The organism is Ancylobacter sp. TS-1, from assembly GCF_009223885.1.
GTDB lineage: Bacteria > Pseudomonadota > Alphaproteobacteria > Rhizobiales > Xanthobacteraceae > Ancylobacter.
Map to the genome: position 1 here is coordinate 1,015,304 of NZ_CP045144.1, position 15,518 is coordinate 1,030,821.

General features: G+C 70.3%; 15 protein-coding genes. 1 reads left to right on the forward strand and 14 read right to left on the reverse strand.

The genetic code is table 11. The annotated features are described in order from the left end of the window. Positions 1–16: 16 nt before the first annotated feature. Entirely contained in the window at positions 17–1,615 is a 1,599-nt protein-coding gene (gene secD, locus GBB76_RS04960; RefSeq protein ID WP_152302270.1) for a protein translocase subunit SecD, read from the reverse strand. Between the two features lie 48 nt (positions 1,616–1,663). Next, entirely contained in the window at positions 1,664–2,002 is a 339-nt protein-coding gene (gene yajC, locus GBB76_RS04965) for a preprotein translocase subunit YajC (protein WP_152302271.1), read from the reverse strand. A gap of 196 nt (positions 2,003–2,198) precedes the next feature. Here yajC and GBB76_RS04970 point away from each other — a divergent pair, with 196 nt between their 5' ends. Beyond that, entirely contained in the window at positions 2,199–3,095 is an 897-nt protein-coding gene (locus tag GBB76_RS04970; protein ID WP_152302272.1) for an ATP-binding protein, read from the forward strand. 43 nt (positions 3,096–3,138) lie between these two features. Here the strand turns inward: GBB76_RS04970 and GBB76_RS04975 are convergent, their stop codons facing one another. The 12 genes from GBB76_RS04975 to GBB76_RS05030 form a co-directional block, all read right to left on the reverse strand. After that, positions 3,139–4,335 (reverse strand): M23 family metallopeptidase, encoded by a 1,197-nt coding sequence (locus GBB76_RS04975; protein ID WP_152302273.1) that lies wholly within the window; start codon positions 4,333–4,335, stop codon positions 3,139–3,141. Between the two features lie 106 nt (positions 4,336–4,441). Beyond that, positions 4,442–5,098 carry a protein-L-isoaspartate(D-aspartate) O-methyltransferase gene (locus GBB76_RS04980; protein WP_152302274.1) on the reverse strand — a complete coding sequence of 219 codons (657 nt, stop codon included), beginning with the start codon at positions 5,096–5,098 and terminating at the stop codon, positions 4,442–4,444. 22 nt (positions 5,099–5,120) lie between these two features. Continuing rightward, positions 5,121–5,885: a 5'/3'-nucleotidase SurE gene (gene surE, locus GBB76_RS04985; protein WP_152304750.1), complete on the reverse strand. Its 765-nt coding sequence runs from the start codon at positions 5,883–5,885 to the stop codon at positions 5,121–5,123. 136 nt (positions 5,886–6,021) lie between these two features. After that, positions 6,022–7,542, reverse strand: coding sequence for a serine--tRNA ligase (gene serS / locus GBB76_RS04990; RefSeq protein ID WP_152302275.1), 1,521 nt, complete (start codon positions 7,540–7,542; stop codon positions 6,022–6,024). A gap of 234 nt (positions 7,543–7,776) precedes the next feature. Continuing rightward, positions 7,777–8,568: a twin-arginine translocase subunit TatC gene (tatC, locus tag GBB76_RS04995; RefSeq protein WP_152302276.1), complete on the reverse strand. Its 792-nt coding sequence runs from the start codon at positions 8,566–8,568 to the stop codon at positions 7,777–7,779. Continuing rightward, positions 8,565–9,365, reverse strand: coding sequence for a Sec-independent protein translocase protein TatB (gene tatB, locus GBB76_RS05000; RefSeq protein WP_152302277.1), 801 nt, complete (start codon positions 9,363–9,365; stop codon positions 8,565–8,567). The genes tatC and tatB overlap by 4 nt, the downstream gene beginning before the upstream one ends. Positions 9,366–9,426: 61 nt before the next feature. Then, the gene (locus tag GBB76_RS05005) at positions 9,427–9,648 is read right to left on the reverse strand and encodes a twin-arginine translocase TatA/TatE family subunit (RefSeq protein ID WP_152302278.1); all 222 of its coding nucleotides are present in this window, start codon (positions 9,646–9,648) and stop codon (positions 9,427–9,429) included. 67 nt (positions 9,649–9,715) lie between these two features. Continuing rightward, positions 9,716–10,795, reverse strand: coding sequence for an ABC transporter ATP-binding protein (locus GBB76_RS05010; RefSeq protein ID WP_152302279.1), 1,080 nt, complete (start codon positions 10,793–10,795; stop codon positions 9,716–9,718). A gap of 34 nt (positions 10,796–10,829) precedes the next feature. After that, complete coding sequence (gene scpB, locus GBB76_RS05015) at positions 10,830–11,591, reverse strand: SMC-Scp complex subunit ScpB (RefSeq protein ID WP_152302280.1); 762 nt, start codon at positions 11,589–11,591, stop codon at positions 10,830–10,832. Then, positions 11,588–12,394 (reverse strand): ScpA family protein, encoded by an 807-nt coding sequence (locus GBB76_RS05020; protein WP_152302281.1) that lies wholly within the window; start codon positions 12,392–12,394, stop codon positions 11,588–11,590. The genes scpB and GBB76_RS05020 overlap by 4 nt, the downstream gene beginning before the upstream one ends. A 19-nt stretch (positions 12,395–12,413) precedes the next feature. Continuing rightward, positions 12,414–13,442 carry a beta-N-acetylhexosaminidase gene (gene nagZ, locus GBB76_RS05025; RefSeq protein ID WP_152302282.1) on the reverse strand — a complete coding sequence of 343 codons (1,029 nt, stop codon included), beginning with the start codon at positions 13,440–13,442 and terminating at the stop codon, positions 12,414–12,416. Positions 13,443–13,459: 17 nt separating this feature from the next. Further along, a complete protein-coding gene (locus tag GBB76_RS05030; RefSeq protein WP_152302283.1) occupies positions 13,460–15,439 on the reverse strand; it encodes an SPOR domain-containing protein in 1,980 nt (659 codons plus the stop codon). Positions 15,440–15,518 lie beyond the last annotated feature (79 nt).

Consider the following 15,518-nt stretch of genomic DNA (forward strand, 5'->3'; position numbering starts at 1 on the left):
GGGGTGCTCGCCTTTCTCAGATCGGCACGCGCTGGGGGCGCCGCCAGCGGACCCAGAGCGCCACCATCAGGCGGGTCAGGGTGAAGGCGGTGAAGACGGTCGTCATGATGCCAATGCCGAAGGTGATGGCGAAGCCGCGCACCGGGCCCGAACCGACATAGAACAGCACCGCCGCCGCGATGAAGGTGGTGATGTTCGAATCGAGGATGGTCGCCAGCGCGCGGGTGAAGCCGGCGTCGATGGCGGAGATGGCCGACCGGCCCGCCCTCGCCTCTTCGCGGATGCGCTCATAGATCAGCACGTTCGAATCGACCGCGATGCCCACTGTGAGCACCACGCCGGCGATGCCGGGCAGCGTCAGCGTGGCGCCGAGCATGGCCAGCACGCCGAAGATCATGCCGACGTTCACCGCGACCGCCAGCACCGCCACCACGCCGAAGATGCCGTAGGTGGCGATCATGAACAGCGCGACGGCGACGGCGCCGACGATGGAGGCGATCAGGCCCGCGCGGATCGAATCGGCGCCGAGGCCGGGGCCGACCGTGCGCTCCTCCACCACCTGCAACGGCACCGGCAGGGCGCCGGCGCGCAGCAGGATGGCGAGGTCGTTGGCTTCCTGAACGGAGAAATTGCCGCTGATCTGGCCCGAGCCGCCGAGGATCGGCTCGCGGATCACCGGCGCCGAGATCACCTTGTTGTCGAGGATGATGGCGAAGGGCCGGCCGACATTGGCCTGCGTTGCTTCCGCGAAACGGCGCGCGCCGTTGGTGTTGAAACGGAAGGTGACGACCGGCTCGCGCGTCGTGGGATCGAAGCCCGGCTGGGCGTCGGTCAGGTCCTCGCCGGCGACCAGCACGCGCTGCTCGATCAGGTAGGGAACCGGCGGGTTGCCGTCCGAATAGAGCACGTCGGTGCCAGCCGGCGGACGGCCCTGCAGCGCCTGCTGCGGGCTCATCGTGTTGTCGACGAGGCGGAAGGTCAGCTTGGCGGTCTGGCCCAGCAGCGCCTTGAGGCGCGAGGGATCCTGCAAGCCCGGCACCTGGACCTGGATGCGGTCGGCGCCCTGGCGCTGGATCGAGGGCTCGGTGGTGCCGAGCTGGTCGATACGCTTGCGGATGATCTCGATGGACTGCGACACCGCCTGAATCGTGCGCGCCTGCACGCCGGTCGAGGTCGGCGACAGCGAGATCAGGTTGCCGTCGCGCGTCACATCGGTGTCGAGCTGGCCGGTCGTGGCCATCGCGCCGCCGATGGGCTGCGCCAGCGTGCGAAGCTGGGTGTAGGCCGCCTCGACATCCTGGCCGTCGCGCACTCGCACCTGCACGGCATCGCCCTGGATGTTGAGGCCGGTATAGCCGACCTTGGCATCGCGCAGGACGCGCCGCGCATCGTCGCGCAGCTGCTCCAGCCGCGCCGTGCGGACCTCGGCAGAGTCGACCTGAAGGACGATGTAGGAGCCGCCCTGCAGATCGAGACCGAGCACGATCTTGCGCTGAAGGAAGCCCGGCAGGTGGTCATAGGCCTTCGTCGGCAGCAGGCTCGGAACCACCATCAGACAGATGATGGCCGAGACCGCGACGATCGCGATGGCCTTCCATTTCGAGAAGTAAAGCATGGGGTTCCTTCCGGCCGCCCGTGGCGGATCGGCCGCAAGAGGTAAGCGTCAGGATTCGCCTTCTTCCTTGGCCGGCTCGCCCTTGGCGCGGACCTCGGAAATCAGGCCGCGCATCTGGCGGATCTTCACGCCCTCGGCGACCTGCAGCTCGATCTCGGAATCGTCGATCACGCGCGCCACCTTGCCGATGAGGCCACCCGTGGTCACGACGGTATCGCCGCGGCGCACGTTCTTCACCAGTTCCTGGTGCGCCTTCACCTTCTTCTGCTGCGGGCGCAGAATGAGGAAATACATTATGACGAAGATCAGCACGAAGGGCAGCAGCGACATCAGCATGTCGGTGCCACCCGGGGCGCCGGTCTGCGCAAAGGCGGGCGTGATGAACATGTCGGTTCCTTGTCCGTCGATCAGAGGCGGGCGAAAGGCCCGGCGAAGCGGCGCGGACTATACTGACGCGCCCGCCGATTGCAAACGCCCTCGCCACGACGCGACGTCACGGGCGCGACAGGGAGTAACAGGCGTTACGGTTCTGCTTGTCGCCCCGCCCGCTTATGGCTATTCCGGGCCCACGAAGGAGCCCAACATGAGCCATACACCGGACGATCTCGGCGCCGTTCTCACCCGCATCGCCGAGGCGCTGGAGCGCATCGCCCCGAGCCGCGCCGCCGCCGCCGACTTCAACGCGGCCGACGCCTTCGTCTGGCACGCCGAGGAGCGCCGGCTCGAACCCGTGCCGCGCGTCGCCCGCGTCGACATGGAGCTGCTGAAGGGAATCGACCACACGCGCGACCAGCTCGTCGACAACACGCTGCGCTTCGCGCGCGGCCTGCCGGCCAACAACGCGCTTCTGTGGGGCGCGCGCGGCATGGGCAAAAGCTCGCTGGTGAAGGCCTCGCACGCTTCCGTCAACCGCGACGTCGCCGGCGAGGGCCGCCCGCCGCTGAAGCTGGTGGAGATCCACCGCGAGGACATCGAATCGCTGCCGGCACTGATGGCGCTGATGCGCGCGGCGCCGTTCCGCTTCATCATCTTCTGCGACGACCTGTCCTTCGACGCCGACGACACGTCGTACAAGTCGCTCAAGGCGGTGCTGGAAGGCGGCATCGAGGGGCGGCCGGAAAACGTCATCTTCTACGCCACCTCGAACCGCCGCCACATCCTCGCGCGCGAGATGGTGGAGAACGAGCGCTCGACCGCGATCAATCCGGGCGAGGCGGTGGAGGAGAAGGTGTCGCTGTCGGACCGCTTCGGCCTGTGGCTCGGCTTCCACAAGTGCACCCAGGACGAATATCTCGCCATGGTCGAGGGCTATGTCGCCTATTTCGGCGTGCCGATCGACACGGAAACGCTGCGCCGCGAGGCGCTGGAATGGTCGACCACGCGCGGCGCCCGTTCGGGCCGCACCGCCTGGCAGTATGTGCAGGATGTCGCGGGGCGGCTGGGGGTGTCCTTGTCGGAACCGCCTGCCGCCCCGCGCTGACCGGCGCCAAGGTCCGAACGTCGCGCCGGAGGGAGGCCGGCCGCTAGAGGCCGGCGAGATACTGGGACGGGTCGACCGGCTGCGAGCCCTTGCGGATCTCGAAGTGCAGCTGCGGTGAGGTGACGTTGCCGGTCTGGCCGGCCTTGGCGATCACCTGGCCGCGCTTGACCGTGTCGCCCTTCTTCACGTCGAGCGCGCTGTTGTTGGCGTAGGCCGTGACCCAGCCGTCGGCGTGCTTGATGAGGACGAGGTTGCCGTAGCCCTTCAGCTCGCTGCCGGCATAGGCGACCACGCCGTCCTCGGCGGCCTTCACCGAAGTGCCTTCCGGTACCGAGATGTTGATGCCCTCGTTCTGCTGGCCGCCCGGCTTCGGCCCGAAGCCGGAGATGACGCGCCCGCGCACCGGCCAGCGGAACTGCGGGCCGGAAGCCTCGGCGCGGATGTCGTCGGGAGTCTCGGACGGCTTCACCGCCGCGATGGTCTGCGGCTTGGCGGCGGCCGCGGCCGGGGCGGTAGCGACCGGGGTGGGCGCGGTCACCGGCTTGGCGGCGGCAAGGACGGGCGCCGGAGCCGGCTTGGGAGCGGCGGCGACGACCGGGGCGGGCGTCGCCGGACCGCCGGCGACCGGCATGACGAGCTTCTGGCCGGTGCGCACCTGCGCGTTGAAATCGAGACCGTTGGCGGAGGCCAGCGCACTGCGCGTCACGCCATAATTGCGGGCGATCGAGCTCAGCGTCTCGCCGGGCGCGACCACATGGGCGCCGCTTGAGGCGGCGGCGACCTGCGGCGCGGGACGGGCGGGCGCCGTCGCCGCGAGCGGCTGGGGCTGCGTGCCGTAGAGCGGCTGGGTACCGCCATAGCTCGGCTGCGGGGCCGGCGGCGTGTAGGTCGGGGTGGCAGAGGCGAGCTGGCGGGGCGCACCATAGGGCGCGGCGCCAGCAGCGGGGGCGCCATAGGGAGAGGGTGTGCCGTAGGGGCCGGGATAGGCGCCGGCAACGGCCTGCCCGGCCGGGGGCGCGATCGGGGCGCTGGAAATCGCTCCGCCCTGCACCGCGCCGGTCGGCGCAGCGGCGACCGAGCCCGTATAGGACGGTGCGCTCTGGGCCGAGAACGGATTGGAATTCGGGTCGTTGAAGCGGCTCGCATCCGAGCTGCAGGCTGCCGCACCGCCGGCGACGAGGGCAACGATGGACAGCCGCAAGAATGGGCCGGAACCGGACGTCGACAAAAGATTACGCATCGCACCACCCGAACGCTGGACTCATCGGGATTAATGCGGCGTACAGGTAAACACCGGCTTAAGTCCGTCGCGGACAGCGAGGAAAAATGGCGGATTCCCGGCCATTTCAGAGCACAGCGGCGACTCCGGGCAGCATCGGCACGAAACGCACCAGCGAGAGTTCCCGCCGCTCCAGCCCTTCAATTCCCCTTCGGTAGCGCGTGAGTACCTGCGTGCCCTCGGGCGGGCCGACCGGCGCGACCAGAATGCCGTCCGGCGCCAGTTGCCCGAACAGGGCCGGCGGCACCTCGGCCACCGCCGCGTTGAGCACGATGCGGTCGAAGGGTGCGCCGGCGGGATAGCCCAGCAGGCCGTCGGCGATGAACACCTCGACATTGGAGAGGCCGAGCCCCGCGAGCCTCCGCGCCGCCGCCGCCGCCAGCGTGCGGAAGCGCTCCAGCGTCACCACATGGCCGGCGATATGGCCGAGGATCGCGGCGTGGTAGCCGGTGCCGGTACCCACTTCCAGCACCCTGTGCGCGGGCTTCAGCTCCAGCGCCTCGGTCATCAGCGCGACGACGGTCGGCTGGCTGATGGTCTGGCCGCAATCGACCGGGAGCGCCTGGTCGCGCCAGGCCTGCCGGCGGAAGGCGGGCTCGACGAACAGTTCGCGCGGCACCTGCTCGAAGGCGCGCATCACCTGCGGGTCGCGCAGGCCGCGCTGGCGCAGCGCCAGCAGCAGTGCCGCCCGCTCGATGGCGTCCTCGTTCTCGCCTGCGCTCACCGGCACACTCCCTCGCGCGCGATCAGCGGCGGAAGACCTGCGCCAGCCGGGTCATCATCGGCTCGTCGGTCATGTCCAGCCGCAGCGGCGTGACCGAGATGAAGCCGCCGTCGAGCGCGTGCAGGTCGGAGCCGTTCACCGTCTCGAAGATACGCTTCTCGAAGGCGATCCAGTAATAGGGATTGCCGCGCCCGTCGGCCCGCTGGTCGATGCGCAGCAGGTCCTGGTTGCGCCGGCCCTGCGCCGTCACCGCGATGCCGGCGATCTCCTCCGGGCGGCGGTTGGGGAAGTTCACATTCACCAGCACCCCGTCGGGCAGTCCCTCGTCGAGCAGGGTGCGGATCACCTTCGGGCCCCAGTGCTCGGCGGCGTCGTAGGCCGGCGCCTTGCGGGTCTCGAAGCCATAGGCCTGCGACAGCGCGACGGAGGGGATGCCGAGCACCGTGCCCTCCATGGCGCCCGCCACCGTGCCGGAATAGCCGACATCCTCGGCGACGTTCTGGCCGCGATTGACGCCGGAGAGCACGAGATCGGGCTTTGCGTCCTTGAGGATTTGCCGCACCGCCATGATCACGCAGTCGGTCGGCGTGCCCTTCACCGCGAAGCGGCGTTCTTCCACCTGCCGCAGCCGCAGCGGATCGGACAGCGAGAGCGAGTGCGACACGCCGGACTGGTCGGTCTCCGGCGCCACCACCCACACATCGTCCGACAGAGCGCGCGCGATGCGGGCGGCGACGTCGAGGCCGGGGGCATGGATGCCGTCGTCATTCGTCACCAGGATGCGCATCATGTCCCCTCAGCTTTCACACAACGTCATCCCGGCCGGAGGCGAAGCCACAGGGCCGGGATCGTTCGCCAATTCCGCACGCGATCCCTGATATCGCCTGACGGCGATTCCGGGATGACGCCACCGGGCGGCCGGCTCAGTTCTTCTCGATCTTCGTCACGCCGCCCATATAGGGCACCAGCACGTCGGGCACCGTGACCGAGCCGTCCTCGTTCTGGTAGTTCTCGAGGATCGCCACCATGGCGCGCCCGACCGCGACGCCCGAACCGTTGAGCGTGTTGACGAAGCGCGGCCCCTTCGAATCCTTCGGGCGGTAACGCGCATTCATGCGCCGGGCCTGGAAGTCCGAGCAGGTGGAGACCGAGGAAATCTCGCGATAGGCGCCCTGCCCCGGCAGCCACACCTCGATGTCGAAGGTGCGCGCGGAGGCGAAGCCCATGTCGCCGGTGCACAGCGTCACCACGCGATGGTGCAGGCCGAGCTTCTTCAGCACCGCCACGGCGCAGGCGAGCATGCGCTCCTGCTCCTCCAGCGCCTTCTCCGGCGTGGTGATGGCGACCATCTCCACCTTGTTGAACTGGTGCTGGCGGATCATGCCGCGCGTGTCGCGCCCCGCCGACCCCGCCTCGGCGCGGAAGCAAGGCGTGAGCGCGGTCAGGCGCATCGGCAGTTCGTCTTCCGAGAGGATGCTCTCCCGTACCAGATTGGTCAGCGGCACCTCGGCGGTGGGGATGAGCCAGAGATTGCGGCCGCTCATGGCGTCGTGCAGCGCGGCCCAATCCTCAGTCGCGATATGGCCGGACAGACCGTGGACAAGCACGTCCAGCCTCTGCTGGTCCGCGCCGAGACGCGCATTGAGAATCTCGCGCCAAGCGTCGCGGAAGCCGGGATACTTCTCGCGAAAATAATCCCAGTCATAGCTCACATCGACGATGGCGTCGGCCCGGAACTGGTCGTTGCGGAACTTCGGCAGCTGCGCGGTGCCGAACATAGCCTCGTCGTTGACGAGGATCGGCGGCGCGACTTCCATGTAGCCGTGTTCTTCGGTGTGGGTGTCGATGAAGAACTGGCCGATGGCGCGCTCCAGACGCGCCAGCCGGTTCTTCAGCACCACGAAGCGCGCGCCGGAGAGCTTGGCGGCGGCCTCGAAATCCATCTGGCCGAGCGCCTCGCCGATCTCGAAATGCTGCTTCGGCGTGAAGGCGTAGTCGCGGATCGCCGGCATCGCCAGCGCGCTGCCCGGCACCTCCGGGTGCGGCTGCGCGTCATAGGGCACGTTGTCGTGCTCGTCCTTGCCAAGCGGCACCTCGGCGAGCGGCACGTTGGGGATGGCGGAAAGCCGAGCGTGTAGCTCGCCCTCGGCGGCCTTCACTTCTTCCTCCAGCGCGGGAATGTCGGTCTTCAACGCCCCGACCTCGGCCATCAGCGCCTCAGCCCGGTCGTTCTCACCGGCCTTCTTGGCGGCGCCGATCTCCTTCGAGGCGGCGTTGCGGCGGGCCTGAAGCTCCTCCAGCCTGCCGATGCCGGAGCGGCGGGTCTCATCGAGGGCGATCAGCCCGTCGACCAGCGCCTGCGCCTCGTCTGCCGACGTCCCGCGCCGCACCAGCGCATTGACGAGCCCGTTCGGCTCCTCACGGATCCACTTGATGTCGTGCATGGCAGTCTCGCCTTCAAACGCGCCGCTCCCGGCCTCGCGCCGGGACTGCAGGGACGTAGCCAATCGGGAAGGCGGGGACAAGTGCGGCCCGCGCGAAAGCGCGTGCGTGCGATCAGCCGTCATGCCCGGGCGTCATCCCGGCCGAGCAAAGCGAGAGCCGGGATCGTCCGCCCATACGGTCACACGGTCCCGGATACGGCCTGCCGGCCGTTCCGGGATGACGGCGGCGCTGCCTCAGACGGCGGCGTCGGCCGCTGCTTCCGCCGTGCGCTTCTTCTTCTCGACCATGCGCACCAGCAGGACCGACACCTCGTAGAGAAGCAGCGTCGGGATGGCGAGGGCGAACTGGCTCACCACATCCGGCGGCGTCAGCACGGCAGCGGCGACGAAGACGCCGACAATGGCGTAGCGCCGCGCCTTTCTGAGCTGGTCGGAGGTGACCAGCCCGATCTGCGCCAGCAGCGTCAGGATGACCGGAAGCTGGAAGCAGATGCCGAAGGCGAAGATCAGCGTCATGATCAGCGACAGGTACTCGCTCACCTGCGGCAGCATCGAAATCTCGGGCGTATCCGGCCCGGCCATCTGCTGCATGGAGAGGAAATAGGTCATCGCCAGCGGCATGGCGACGAAATAGACGAAGCCCGCCCCGATCAGGAAGCACACCGGCGTCGCCACCAGATAGGGGCGGAAGGCGTTCTTCTCGTGGCTATAGAGCCCCGGCGCCACGAACATGTAGATCTGCGTCGCCACGATGGGAAAGGAGATGAACGCCGCCCCGAACATGCCGAGCTTGATCTGGGTGAACAGGAACTCCTGCGGCGCCGTGTAGATGAGCTTCACGTGCTCGGTGCCGCCGGCCGCGAACTCATAGGGCCACAGCAGGATGTTGTAGATGAACTTGCCCAGCATGAAGCAGGCGAAGAAGGCGATGAAGAACGCGATCAGCGACTTGATCAGCCGGGTGCGCAGCTCGATCAGATGCTCGAGCAGCGGAGCCTTGGAGGCGTCGATATCGTCCTGGCTCATGCGGCCGGCCCTTCATTGCCGGAGGTCGGCTTGGCCTTGATGCGCGGCTTCGCAGAGGGCTTGGCAGCCACCTTCGGCTTCGCCGGCGCGGTGACGGCAGGTTCATCGAGCGCGGCAACCGCCGCGGCGACTTCCGGCTCGGCGGCGGGAGCCTTCGGCGCGCGACGGGCGGCCGGCGTCTTCGGCGCGGCGGCCGCGCCTTCCTCCGCTGCAACCGCAGGCTTGGCCGAGCGGGCGCGCTTGGGCTTTTCCGGCGCCGCAGCCGCAACCGCCGGGGCGGCAGCGACAGGCGCGGCGACAGCCGAAGCGGCGGCCGGCTTCGCTTCGCCCTTGGCCGGCTCGATCGCGGAAGGCTCGATGGCAGCCGTGGCGGCGCGCACTTCCTGTTCGATGGTCTCGAACGGGTGCGGCTCCAGGTCGCCCGGCGGGGGAAGCTGCTCAGCCAGCGCGTCGGCGACGGGCAGGTCCGTGCGCTCGACACTGCCGGTCGGCGCCTTCAGGTCGGTGGCGATGTCCTGCAGCGGATTGGTGGGCAGCGCGTTGGAGATCGAGCTGCGCGCGTCGCTGGCAAGCCCGGAAAGGTCGTTCTTGAGGCCGCTCACGCTGTCTTTGAGGTCGGTAAGTTCCGCCTCGCGCAGCGCCTCGTTGAACTGTCCCTGGAACTCGCCCGCCATGCGGCGCAGCTTGTTCACGCCTTGCCCCACGGTGCGCAGCACGCGCGGAAGCTCTTTCGGGCCGATCACCACGAGGGCGACGACGCCGACAACCAGTAGTTCGGTCCAGCCGATGTCGAACATGCGTTAGTTTGGGGTCGCGATCCGCGACCCTCCCCGATCCGTTGGACCCGCAGGACTGGAATCAGCTGACCTTGGTCTGCTCGGCTTCCACCTTGGACTGGTGATCGAGCGAGCGCACCGGCTCGGCCGGCTTCGCCGTCTCGTCCTCGTCCGCCATGCCCTTCTTGAACGCCTTGATCCCCTTGGCGGCATCGCCCATCAGCTCGGAGAGCTTGCCACGGCCGAAGAGGAGCAGAACGACAACCAGCACGATGATCCAATGCCAGATGCTCAATGAACCCATAACACCAACTCCCTTATCGAAGCGCCGCCGGCCCCTCGCGGCCGCGCATCGCAATTGAACCCGGACACTAGGGCCGGGCCGTGGCGAAGACAAGAACCTCGGCCGGCTCGATGCTCACGCCGACGTCATGCCCACGCAGCAGGCCGGCCCGCGTGCGGCGGCGTGCGACCAAAGGACGATCCAGCCCCTCCACCGCGACCTCGTAGAGATCGAGTTCGCCGAGGAAACGGTGGGCGACGATTCGCCCCGGCACGCCCGAGCCCGGCGCCATCAGGTCGATGCCCTGCGGGCGGATCGCCGCCACCGCCTCCGTGCCCTCGGCAAGCCCGAGCGCCGGGAAGCTGCCCAGCGCCGTGACCACCCGGCCGCCCCGCACCTCGCCCGGCACCTCGTTGATTTCACAGAAGAAACGCGCGACGTCGAGATCGGCCGGCTGGCGGTAGAGCTGCTCCGGCGTGCCCACCTGCACCAGCACGCCCTTGCGCATCAGCGCGATGCGGTCGCCGAGGCGCATCGCCTCCTCGGGATCGTGGGTGACGATGATGCAGGTGGCGCGGGCGTCGCGCAGAACGTTGAGCGTTTCGGTGCGCACACTTCCCCGCAGCCGACTGTCGAGCCCGGAGAACGGCTCGTCCATAAGGAGAATGCCGGGGCGCGGCACGAGCGCGCGGGCGAGCGCCACGCGCTGCTGCTCGCCGCCCGAAAGAGCATGTGGATAGTCCTGCGCGTGGTCCTCCAGACGCACCCGCTGGAGGGCCCGAAGGGCCTCGTCGCGGGCATCCCCGGCCGCCAGCGCGCGCAGGCCGAAGGCGACGTTCTCCACATTGGTCAGGTGCGGAAACAGCGCGTAGTCCTGGAAGACCAGGCCGATATTGCGCTTCTCCGGCGGCACGAAGGCGCCCGGCCCGGCGATCACCTGCTTGTCGAGCAGGATGCGTCCGCTGCTGGGGCGCTCGATGCCGGCGATGAGGCGCAGCAGCGTGGTCTTGCCGCAGCCCGACTGGCCGAGCAGGCACAGAATCTGCCCGGGCTCGACCGTGAGCGAGACCCCGCGCACCGCCTCCACCTCGCCATAGCCGTGCCGAACCTCTTCGAGGGTCAGGCGGCTCGCGAGGGAGACGGGCGTGCGGGCCGGCGCGTGATACATGGGATTCTCCTGTCGCCGGCCTTCGGACGCGCGCTCAGCGCCCGTCGTCTTCGCCCGGATGGGCCTCGCCGGTAAAGTCCTCGTCTTCGCCGGACTCGGGCGAGAAGGAGAGGTCGAACTCCGGCTCCAGCGGGTCCTCGTCGTCCTTCAGCGTGGGGTCGTCGCTCGGCAGCGGCACGGTCAGCCCCGCCGAGACGCGCGCGTCGATGAGCCCGGTACCGCGCAGTTCGTCGAGCCCCGGCAGATCGCCGATGGCGTCGAGGCCGAAATGCACGAGGAAGGTCTCGGTGGTGCCGTAGGTCACCGGCCGCCCGGGGCTGCGCCGCCTTCCGCGCAGGCGCACCCAGCCGGCCGCCAGCAGCACGTCGAGCGTGCCCCTGTTGGTGGAGACGCCGCGAATCTCCTCGATCTCGGCGCGGGTCACAGGCTGGTGGTAGGCGATGATGGCCAGCGTCTCCAGCGCCGCGCGGGAGAGGCGGCGCGGCTCCGGCTTGTCGCGGGAGAGCAGGAAGCCGAGATCGGGCGCGGTGCGCAGCATCCACTTGCCGGCCACCCGCACGAGGTTGAAGCCCCGGTCGGCATAATCGGCCGAGAGTTCCGCCAGCAGGGCGCGCACGTCCGAGCCCTCCGGCAGCCGGGCGGCGATGATCATCTCGTCGAGCGGCTCGCCGGCGGCGAACAGCATCGCTTCGAGCAGGCGCAGCGCCGGGTCGCGGGCCGCCCGGGCGGAGGCGCGTGGCATCTCGCCGGCCTCGTCATGCACGACGGGAACGGTACGGGCGGCTTCCGCGCTCATGCGCCCTCCCCCGGCGTGGCCACGCGGCTGCGGATCCAGATCGGCGCGAAGGCGTCGTCCTGCTGCATGTCGACCAAGCCCTCGCGCACCATCTCCAGCGTCGCGGAGAAGCCCGAGGCGAGCGCGGTGGCGCGCATCTTGGGGTCGGCGATCCAGTTGAGCAGGAATCCGTCGAGCCGCGCCCACTCGCCATGCAGCGCCAGCCGGCCGATCAGCCGTTCCAGCCGCTCGCGGGCATCGGCGAGGGAGATGACGTTGCGGGGCGGGAAGCGCACCTGCGACAGCGCCATCTTCTGGCGCTGCGCACCATAGGCGGCGAGCAGGTCGTACAGCGTCGCCTCGTAGACCACCGGCCCCTGCCGCACCAGCGCCTCCGGCGCGCCGCGCGCGAACACCTCGTGGCCGATGCGGTCGCGGGTGGCCAGATGCGCGGCGGCGGCGCGGATGCGCTCCAGCCGGCGCAGGCGCTCGGCGAGATCGGCGGCCAGCTCGGAGGCGCTCGGCCCCTCCTCCTTCGGCGGATCGGGCAGCAGCAGCCGCGATTTCAGATAGGCGAGCCACGCCGCCATGACGAGATAGTCGGCGGCGAGTTCGAGCCGGATGCGCCGCGCCGCCTCGACGAAGCCGAGATACTGCTCGGCGAGTTCGAGGATGGAGATACGGGCAAGGTCGACCTTCTGGGTTCGCGCCAGCGCCAGCAGCAGGTCCAGCGGGCCCTCGAATCCGTCGACATCCACCACCAGCGCGGGATCGCCCGCCTGGCGCACGGAATCGGCTTCGAAGGGGAACTGGCTTTGCACCATGATGGACCGCGAACGTCGTTCAGGACGCAGCGATCATATCGGAAAAACGCGCCCGCGCCTCGTCCTGCGCGATTTCTTCGCGCGCCCCGAGCCGTCCGAGCGCCGCCGCGCAGCGCCGAGCCGCCTCGCCCGCGAGAACCGGCGAGCGCGAGGCGACCTCGGCCATCTCGTCGAGCCGGCCGTTGCAGTGGAGGGCCAGGTCGCAGCCGGCGGCGAAGGAGGCCTCCGCCCGGCTCGCCAGCGAGCCCGCCAGCGCACCCATGGAGAGGTCGTCGCTCATCAGCGCGCCGTCGAAGCCGATATGGCCGCGAATGATCTCGTCAATCACCCGCTTCGAGGTGGTGGCCGGACGCTCCGCGTCGATGGCCGCGTAGACGACATGGGCGGTCATGCCGAGCGGCAGGTCGGCGAGCAGGCGGAACGGCTCGAAATCCGTCGCCTCCAGCTCCGCGCGCGACGTCTCCACCACCGGCAGGCTGAGATGGCTGTCGGCGCGGGCGCGGCCATGGCCGGGAATATGCTTGAGAACCGGGAGCACCCCGCCCTCGATCAGCCCCTGCGCCGCCGCGCGGGCGAGCCGGGCGACCTGAGCCGGCGTCGAGCCATAGGCGCGGTCACCGATGATGCCGTGGCCTTCCGGCAGGCGCAGATCCGCGCAGGGCACGCAGTCGACATTGATACCGAGCGCGGCGAGGTCCGCTGCCATCAGCCGGCCGCCGAGCCGGGCCGCCTCGGCGGCGCCGTCGATGTCGCCCGCCTCGGCGCGGCGCGCGAAGACGTCCGCCGGCGGGTAGACCGGCCAGTGCGGCGGTCCGAGCCGCTGCACGCGCCCGCCTTCCTGATCGATCAGCACCGGCGCGTCGTCCCGGCCGACCGTCGCGCGGAAGGCGGCGACCAGAGCGGCCACCTGTTCCGGCGTGTCGACATTGCGGCGGAACAGGATCAGGCCCCACGGCGCCGCCTCGCGCAGGAAGTCGGTCTCGTCAGGCGTCAGCGAGATACCGGCGCAACCGGTAATGAACGCGCGCGGGCTCGGCGTGCCACTCATGGGAAGCGATCGCCGCGTCAGTTACGCTGGACCATGCAGTCGCCGCCCTGGGCGCGCAGCGCCTCGCAGAGGCCGACCGCTTCCTCGCGCGAGCCGAACGAACCGACCTGGGCGCGGTAATAGATGCCGCGATCGCCGAGATCGGCGCGCTTGACGCCGAAGGACTGGTTGGCGAGCAGGCCCGAATATTTGGACTGCATGCTGCGCCACGTCGCCTGCGCCTCCGCCTCCGAGCGCACCGAGGCGATCTGGACGACATAGGCGCCGGCGGGCGCGGTGGCGCCGGTCGCCGCCGCCGGGCGCGGGGCCGCGGCGGGAGCGGGAGCCGGTGCGGGAGCCGGCGTATGGATCGCCGTCGGCGCGGCAGGTGCGGCGGCGACGCGCGCCGGGGACGGCACGTTGTCGACGATCGACGGGGTGGCGGCCAGCGGCGTCGGGTTGGTCGAGACCGGCGCGCCGGTGCCCGGATTGAGCGGAATCGGCGCCGAGCCGGTCGGCTGCGCCGACGACTGCACAGGGGCCGTCGCCACCGGGGCCGGCGGCGGGGCGTCTTCGACGATGGTGCCGTCTGCCCGCACGGTCAGCGTGCGCACGCGCTTCGGCTCGGCCGAGTTCGCACCCGACGTGGTCGGCGACGACGAATTGGAGAAGGCGGGCGTGGTCTGGATGACGCGCGGCTGCGGCTGCGCCGCCTGCGACATGTCGACCGGCTGTTCCTCGCTGGAAACCACCTGCTCGTTGCCGGTCGTGGCGTTGCCGCCGACGCGGTCATAGATCAGCTTCTGGCCGTCGGCCCCCTGCTCCTTGGCCACCTGGTCGGGCACGACCTTGTTGGGGCCCTGCTCGGCGCGGATGACGGGAGGCTCGCCGGTGGAGCGTGTCACGCCCTGCGGGCCGCCGACCAGCATGTAGCCGGCGCCGGCCGCCACCACGAACACCAGCAGCAGACCGCCGACGAGCAGCAGACGGCCACGCCCGCGCCGTGCCGGTGCCTCTTCCTCGACCTCGTAGGTGTCGTAAGCGTCGGCAGGATTGTAGTCGGCGGCCGAGCGGCCGTAATCGTAGCTTTCCTCGTCCGGATCGAAGGGCTGGCCGGGCGCCGGACCGGGTCCGCGCGCGGACGGCGGCGCGGATGCGGCCTCGGCCGCACGAGCGGCGGCAGCATCGCGCTGCATCCAGGCCGGCGGCGGGGAATCGGTCAGCGGCAGGTCGGCATCGTCGGCGATGCGCGCCTGCGGCTGGCGCACCGGCGCCTCGGCACGGGCCGCGCCGGGGCGTGCCGCACCGGGACGCTGGGCCTCCGGCAGCGGATCGAAAGACTGCGCCAGAGCGCGCGACACCGCATCGACGCCACCGTCGAAGGAACGCTCGGGCTCCGGCGCGCGCGGCGCCGGGGCAGCCGCACGGCGCGGCGGCTCGGTCGGCTGCGGACGCGGGGGAACGAAGGGCGCGCGCTCCATCGGGACGCGCTCCTGCGGGGCACGCTCCTGCGGCGCACGCGGCTCGGGAGCGCGGGCTTCCGGTGCGCGAGGCTCGGGCGCACGGGGTTCCGGCGCTCGGGCCTCGGCGAGACGCTGCTCGGGAATACGCGGGTCGGAAATGCGCGGATCGGGGGGACGCTGCTGCGGGGGACGCGCCGTCCGGGCGAGATCGCGGGTCGCCTCGCGGGCGGCATCGTCGAGTGAGGCGCGGGAGGCGGCCGACTGCCGGGCGCCCTCATTGTAGACTTCGGCCGCCAGGGCGGCGAAGGAGCCCGGCGCGGGCCTGCCGCCTTCGGCCGGGGCACGCGGCGCCGCCGGGCGGGGCGGCTGCGGAGCGCGGGGCGCGGGCGGCTGCGGGGGAGCGGCGGGGCGACGGGAAGCCGCCTGCCCCGCAGAGCCGGCAGGCCCGCGCAGCAGATTGGCGAACTCGTCTTCCTGACCCATCAGGCGGGCAAGTTCCGCAAGCGGATCCTCGGCGGGGACTTCCGGCCGATTGCGCATGGTCTCGTTGGCCATTTCACAGAACCCGTTCGCAGTACAACCAGACATCACCGCCCAAGGGACGGCACCCACGGAAGAGCGGACCGAGCGAAGC

What these genes read in the sequence shown, in the direction of transcription:
- secD (WP_152302270.1), bottom strand. Translation starts at nt 1,615, where the DNA reads ATGCTTTACTTCTCGAAATGGAAGGCCATCGCGATCGTCGCGGTCTCG.
- yajC (WP_152302271.1), bottom strand. Translation starts at nt 2,002, where the DNA reads ATGTTCATCACGCCCGCCTTTGCGCAGACCGGCGCCCCGGGTGGCACC.
- GBB76_RS04970 (WP_152302272.1), top strand. Translation starts at nt 2,199, where the DNA reads ATGAGCCATACACCGGACGATCTCGGCGCCGTTCTCACCCGCATCGCC.
- GBB76_RS04975 (WP_152302273.1), bottom strand. Translation starts at nt 4,335, where the DNA reads ATGCGTAATCTTTTGTCGACGTCCGGTTCCGGCCCATTCTTGCGGCTG.
- surE (WP_152304750.1), bottom strand. Translation starts at nt 5,885, where the DNA reads ATGCGCATCCTGGTGACGAATGACGACGGCATCCATGCCCCCGGCCTC.
- serS (WP_152302275.1), bottom strand. Translation starts at nt 7,542, where the DNA reads ATGCACGACATCAAGTGGATCCGTGAGGAGCCGAACGGGCTCGTCAAT.
- tatC (WP_152302276.1), bottom strand. Translation starts at nt 8,568, where the DNA reads ATGAGCCAGGACGATATCGACGCCTCCAAGGCTCCGCTGCTCGAGCAT.
- tatB (WP_152302277.1), bottom strand. Translation starts at nt 9,365, where the DNA reads ATGTTCGACATCGGCTGGACCGAACTACTGGTTGTCGGCGTCGTCGCC.
- GBB76_RS05005 (WP_152302278.1), bottom strand. Translation starts at nt 9,648, where the DNA reads ATGGGTTCATTGAGCATCTGGCATTGGATCATCGTGCTGGTTGTCGTT.
- GBB76_RS05010 (WP_152302279.1), bottom strand. Translation starts at nt 10,795, where the DNA reads ATGTATCACGCGCCGGCCCGCACGCCCGTCTCCCTCGCGAGCCGCCTG.
- scpB (WP_152302280.1), bottom strand. Translation starts at nt 11,591, where the DNA reads ATGAGCGCGGAAGCCGCCCGTACCGTTCCCGTCGTGCATGACGAGGCC.
- GBB76_RS05020 (WP_152302281.1), bottom strand. Translation starts at nt 12,394, where the DNA reads ATGGTGCAAAGCCAGTTCCCCTTCGAAGCCGATTCCGTGCGCCAGGCG.
- nagZ (WP_152302282.1), bottom strand. Translation starts at nt 13,442, where the DNA reads ATGAGTGGCACGCCGAGCCCGCGCGCGTTCATTACCGGTTGCGCCGGT.
- GBB76_RS05030 (WP_152302283.1), bottom strand. Translation starts at nt 15,439, where the DNA reads ATGGCCAACGAGACCATGCGCAATCGGCCGGAAGTCCCCGCCGAGGAT.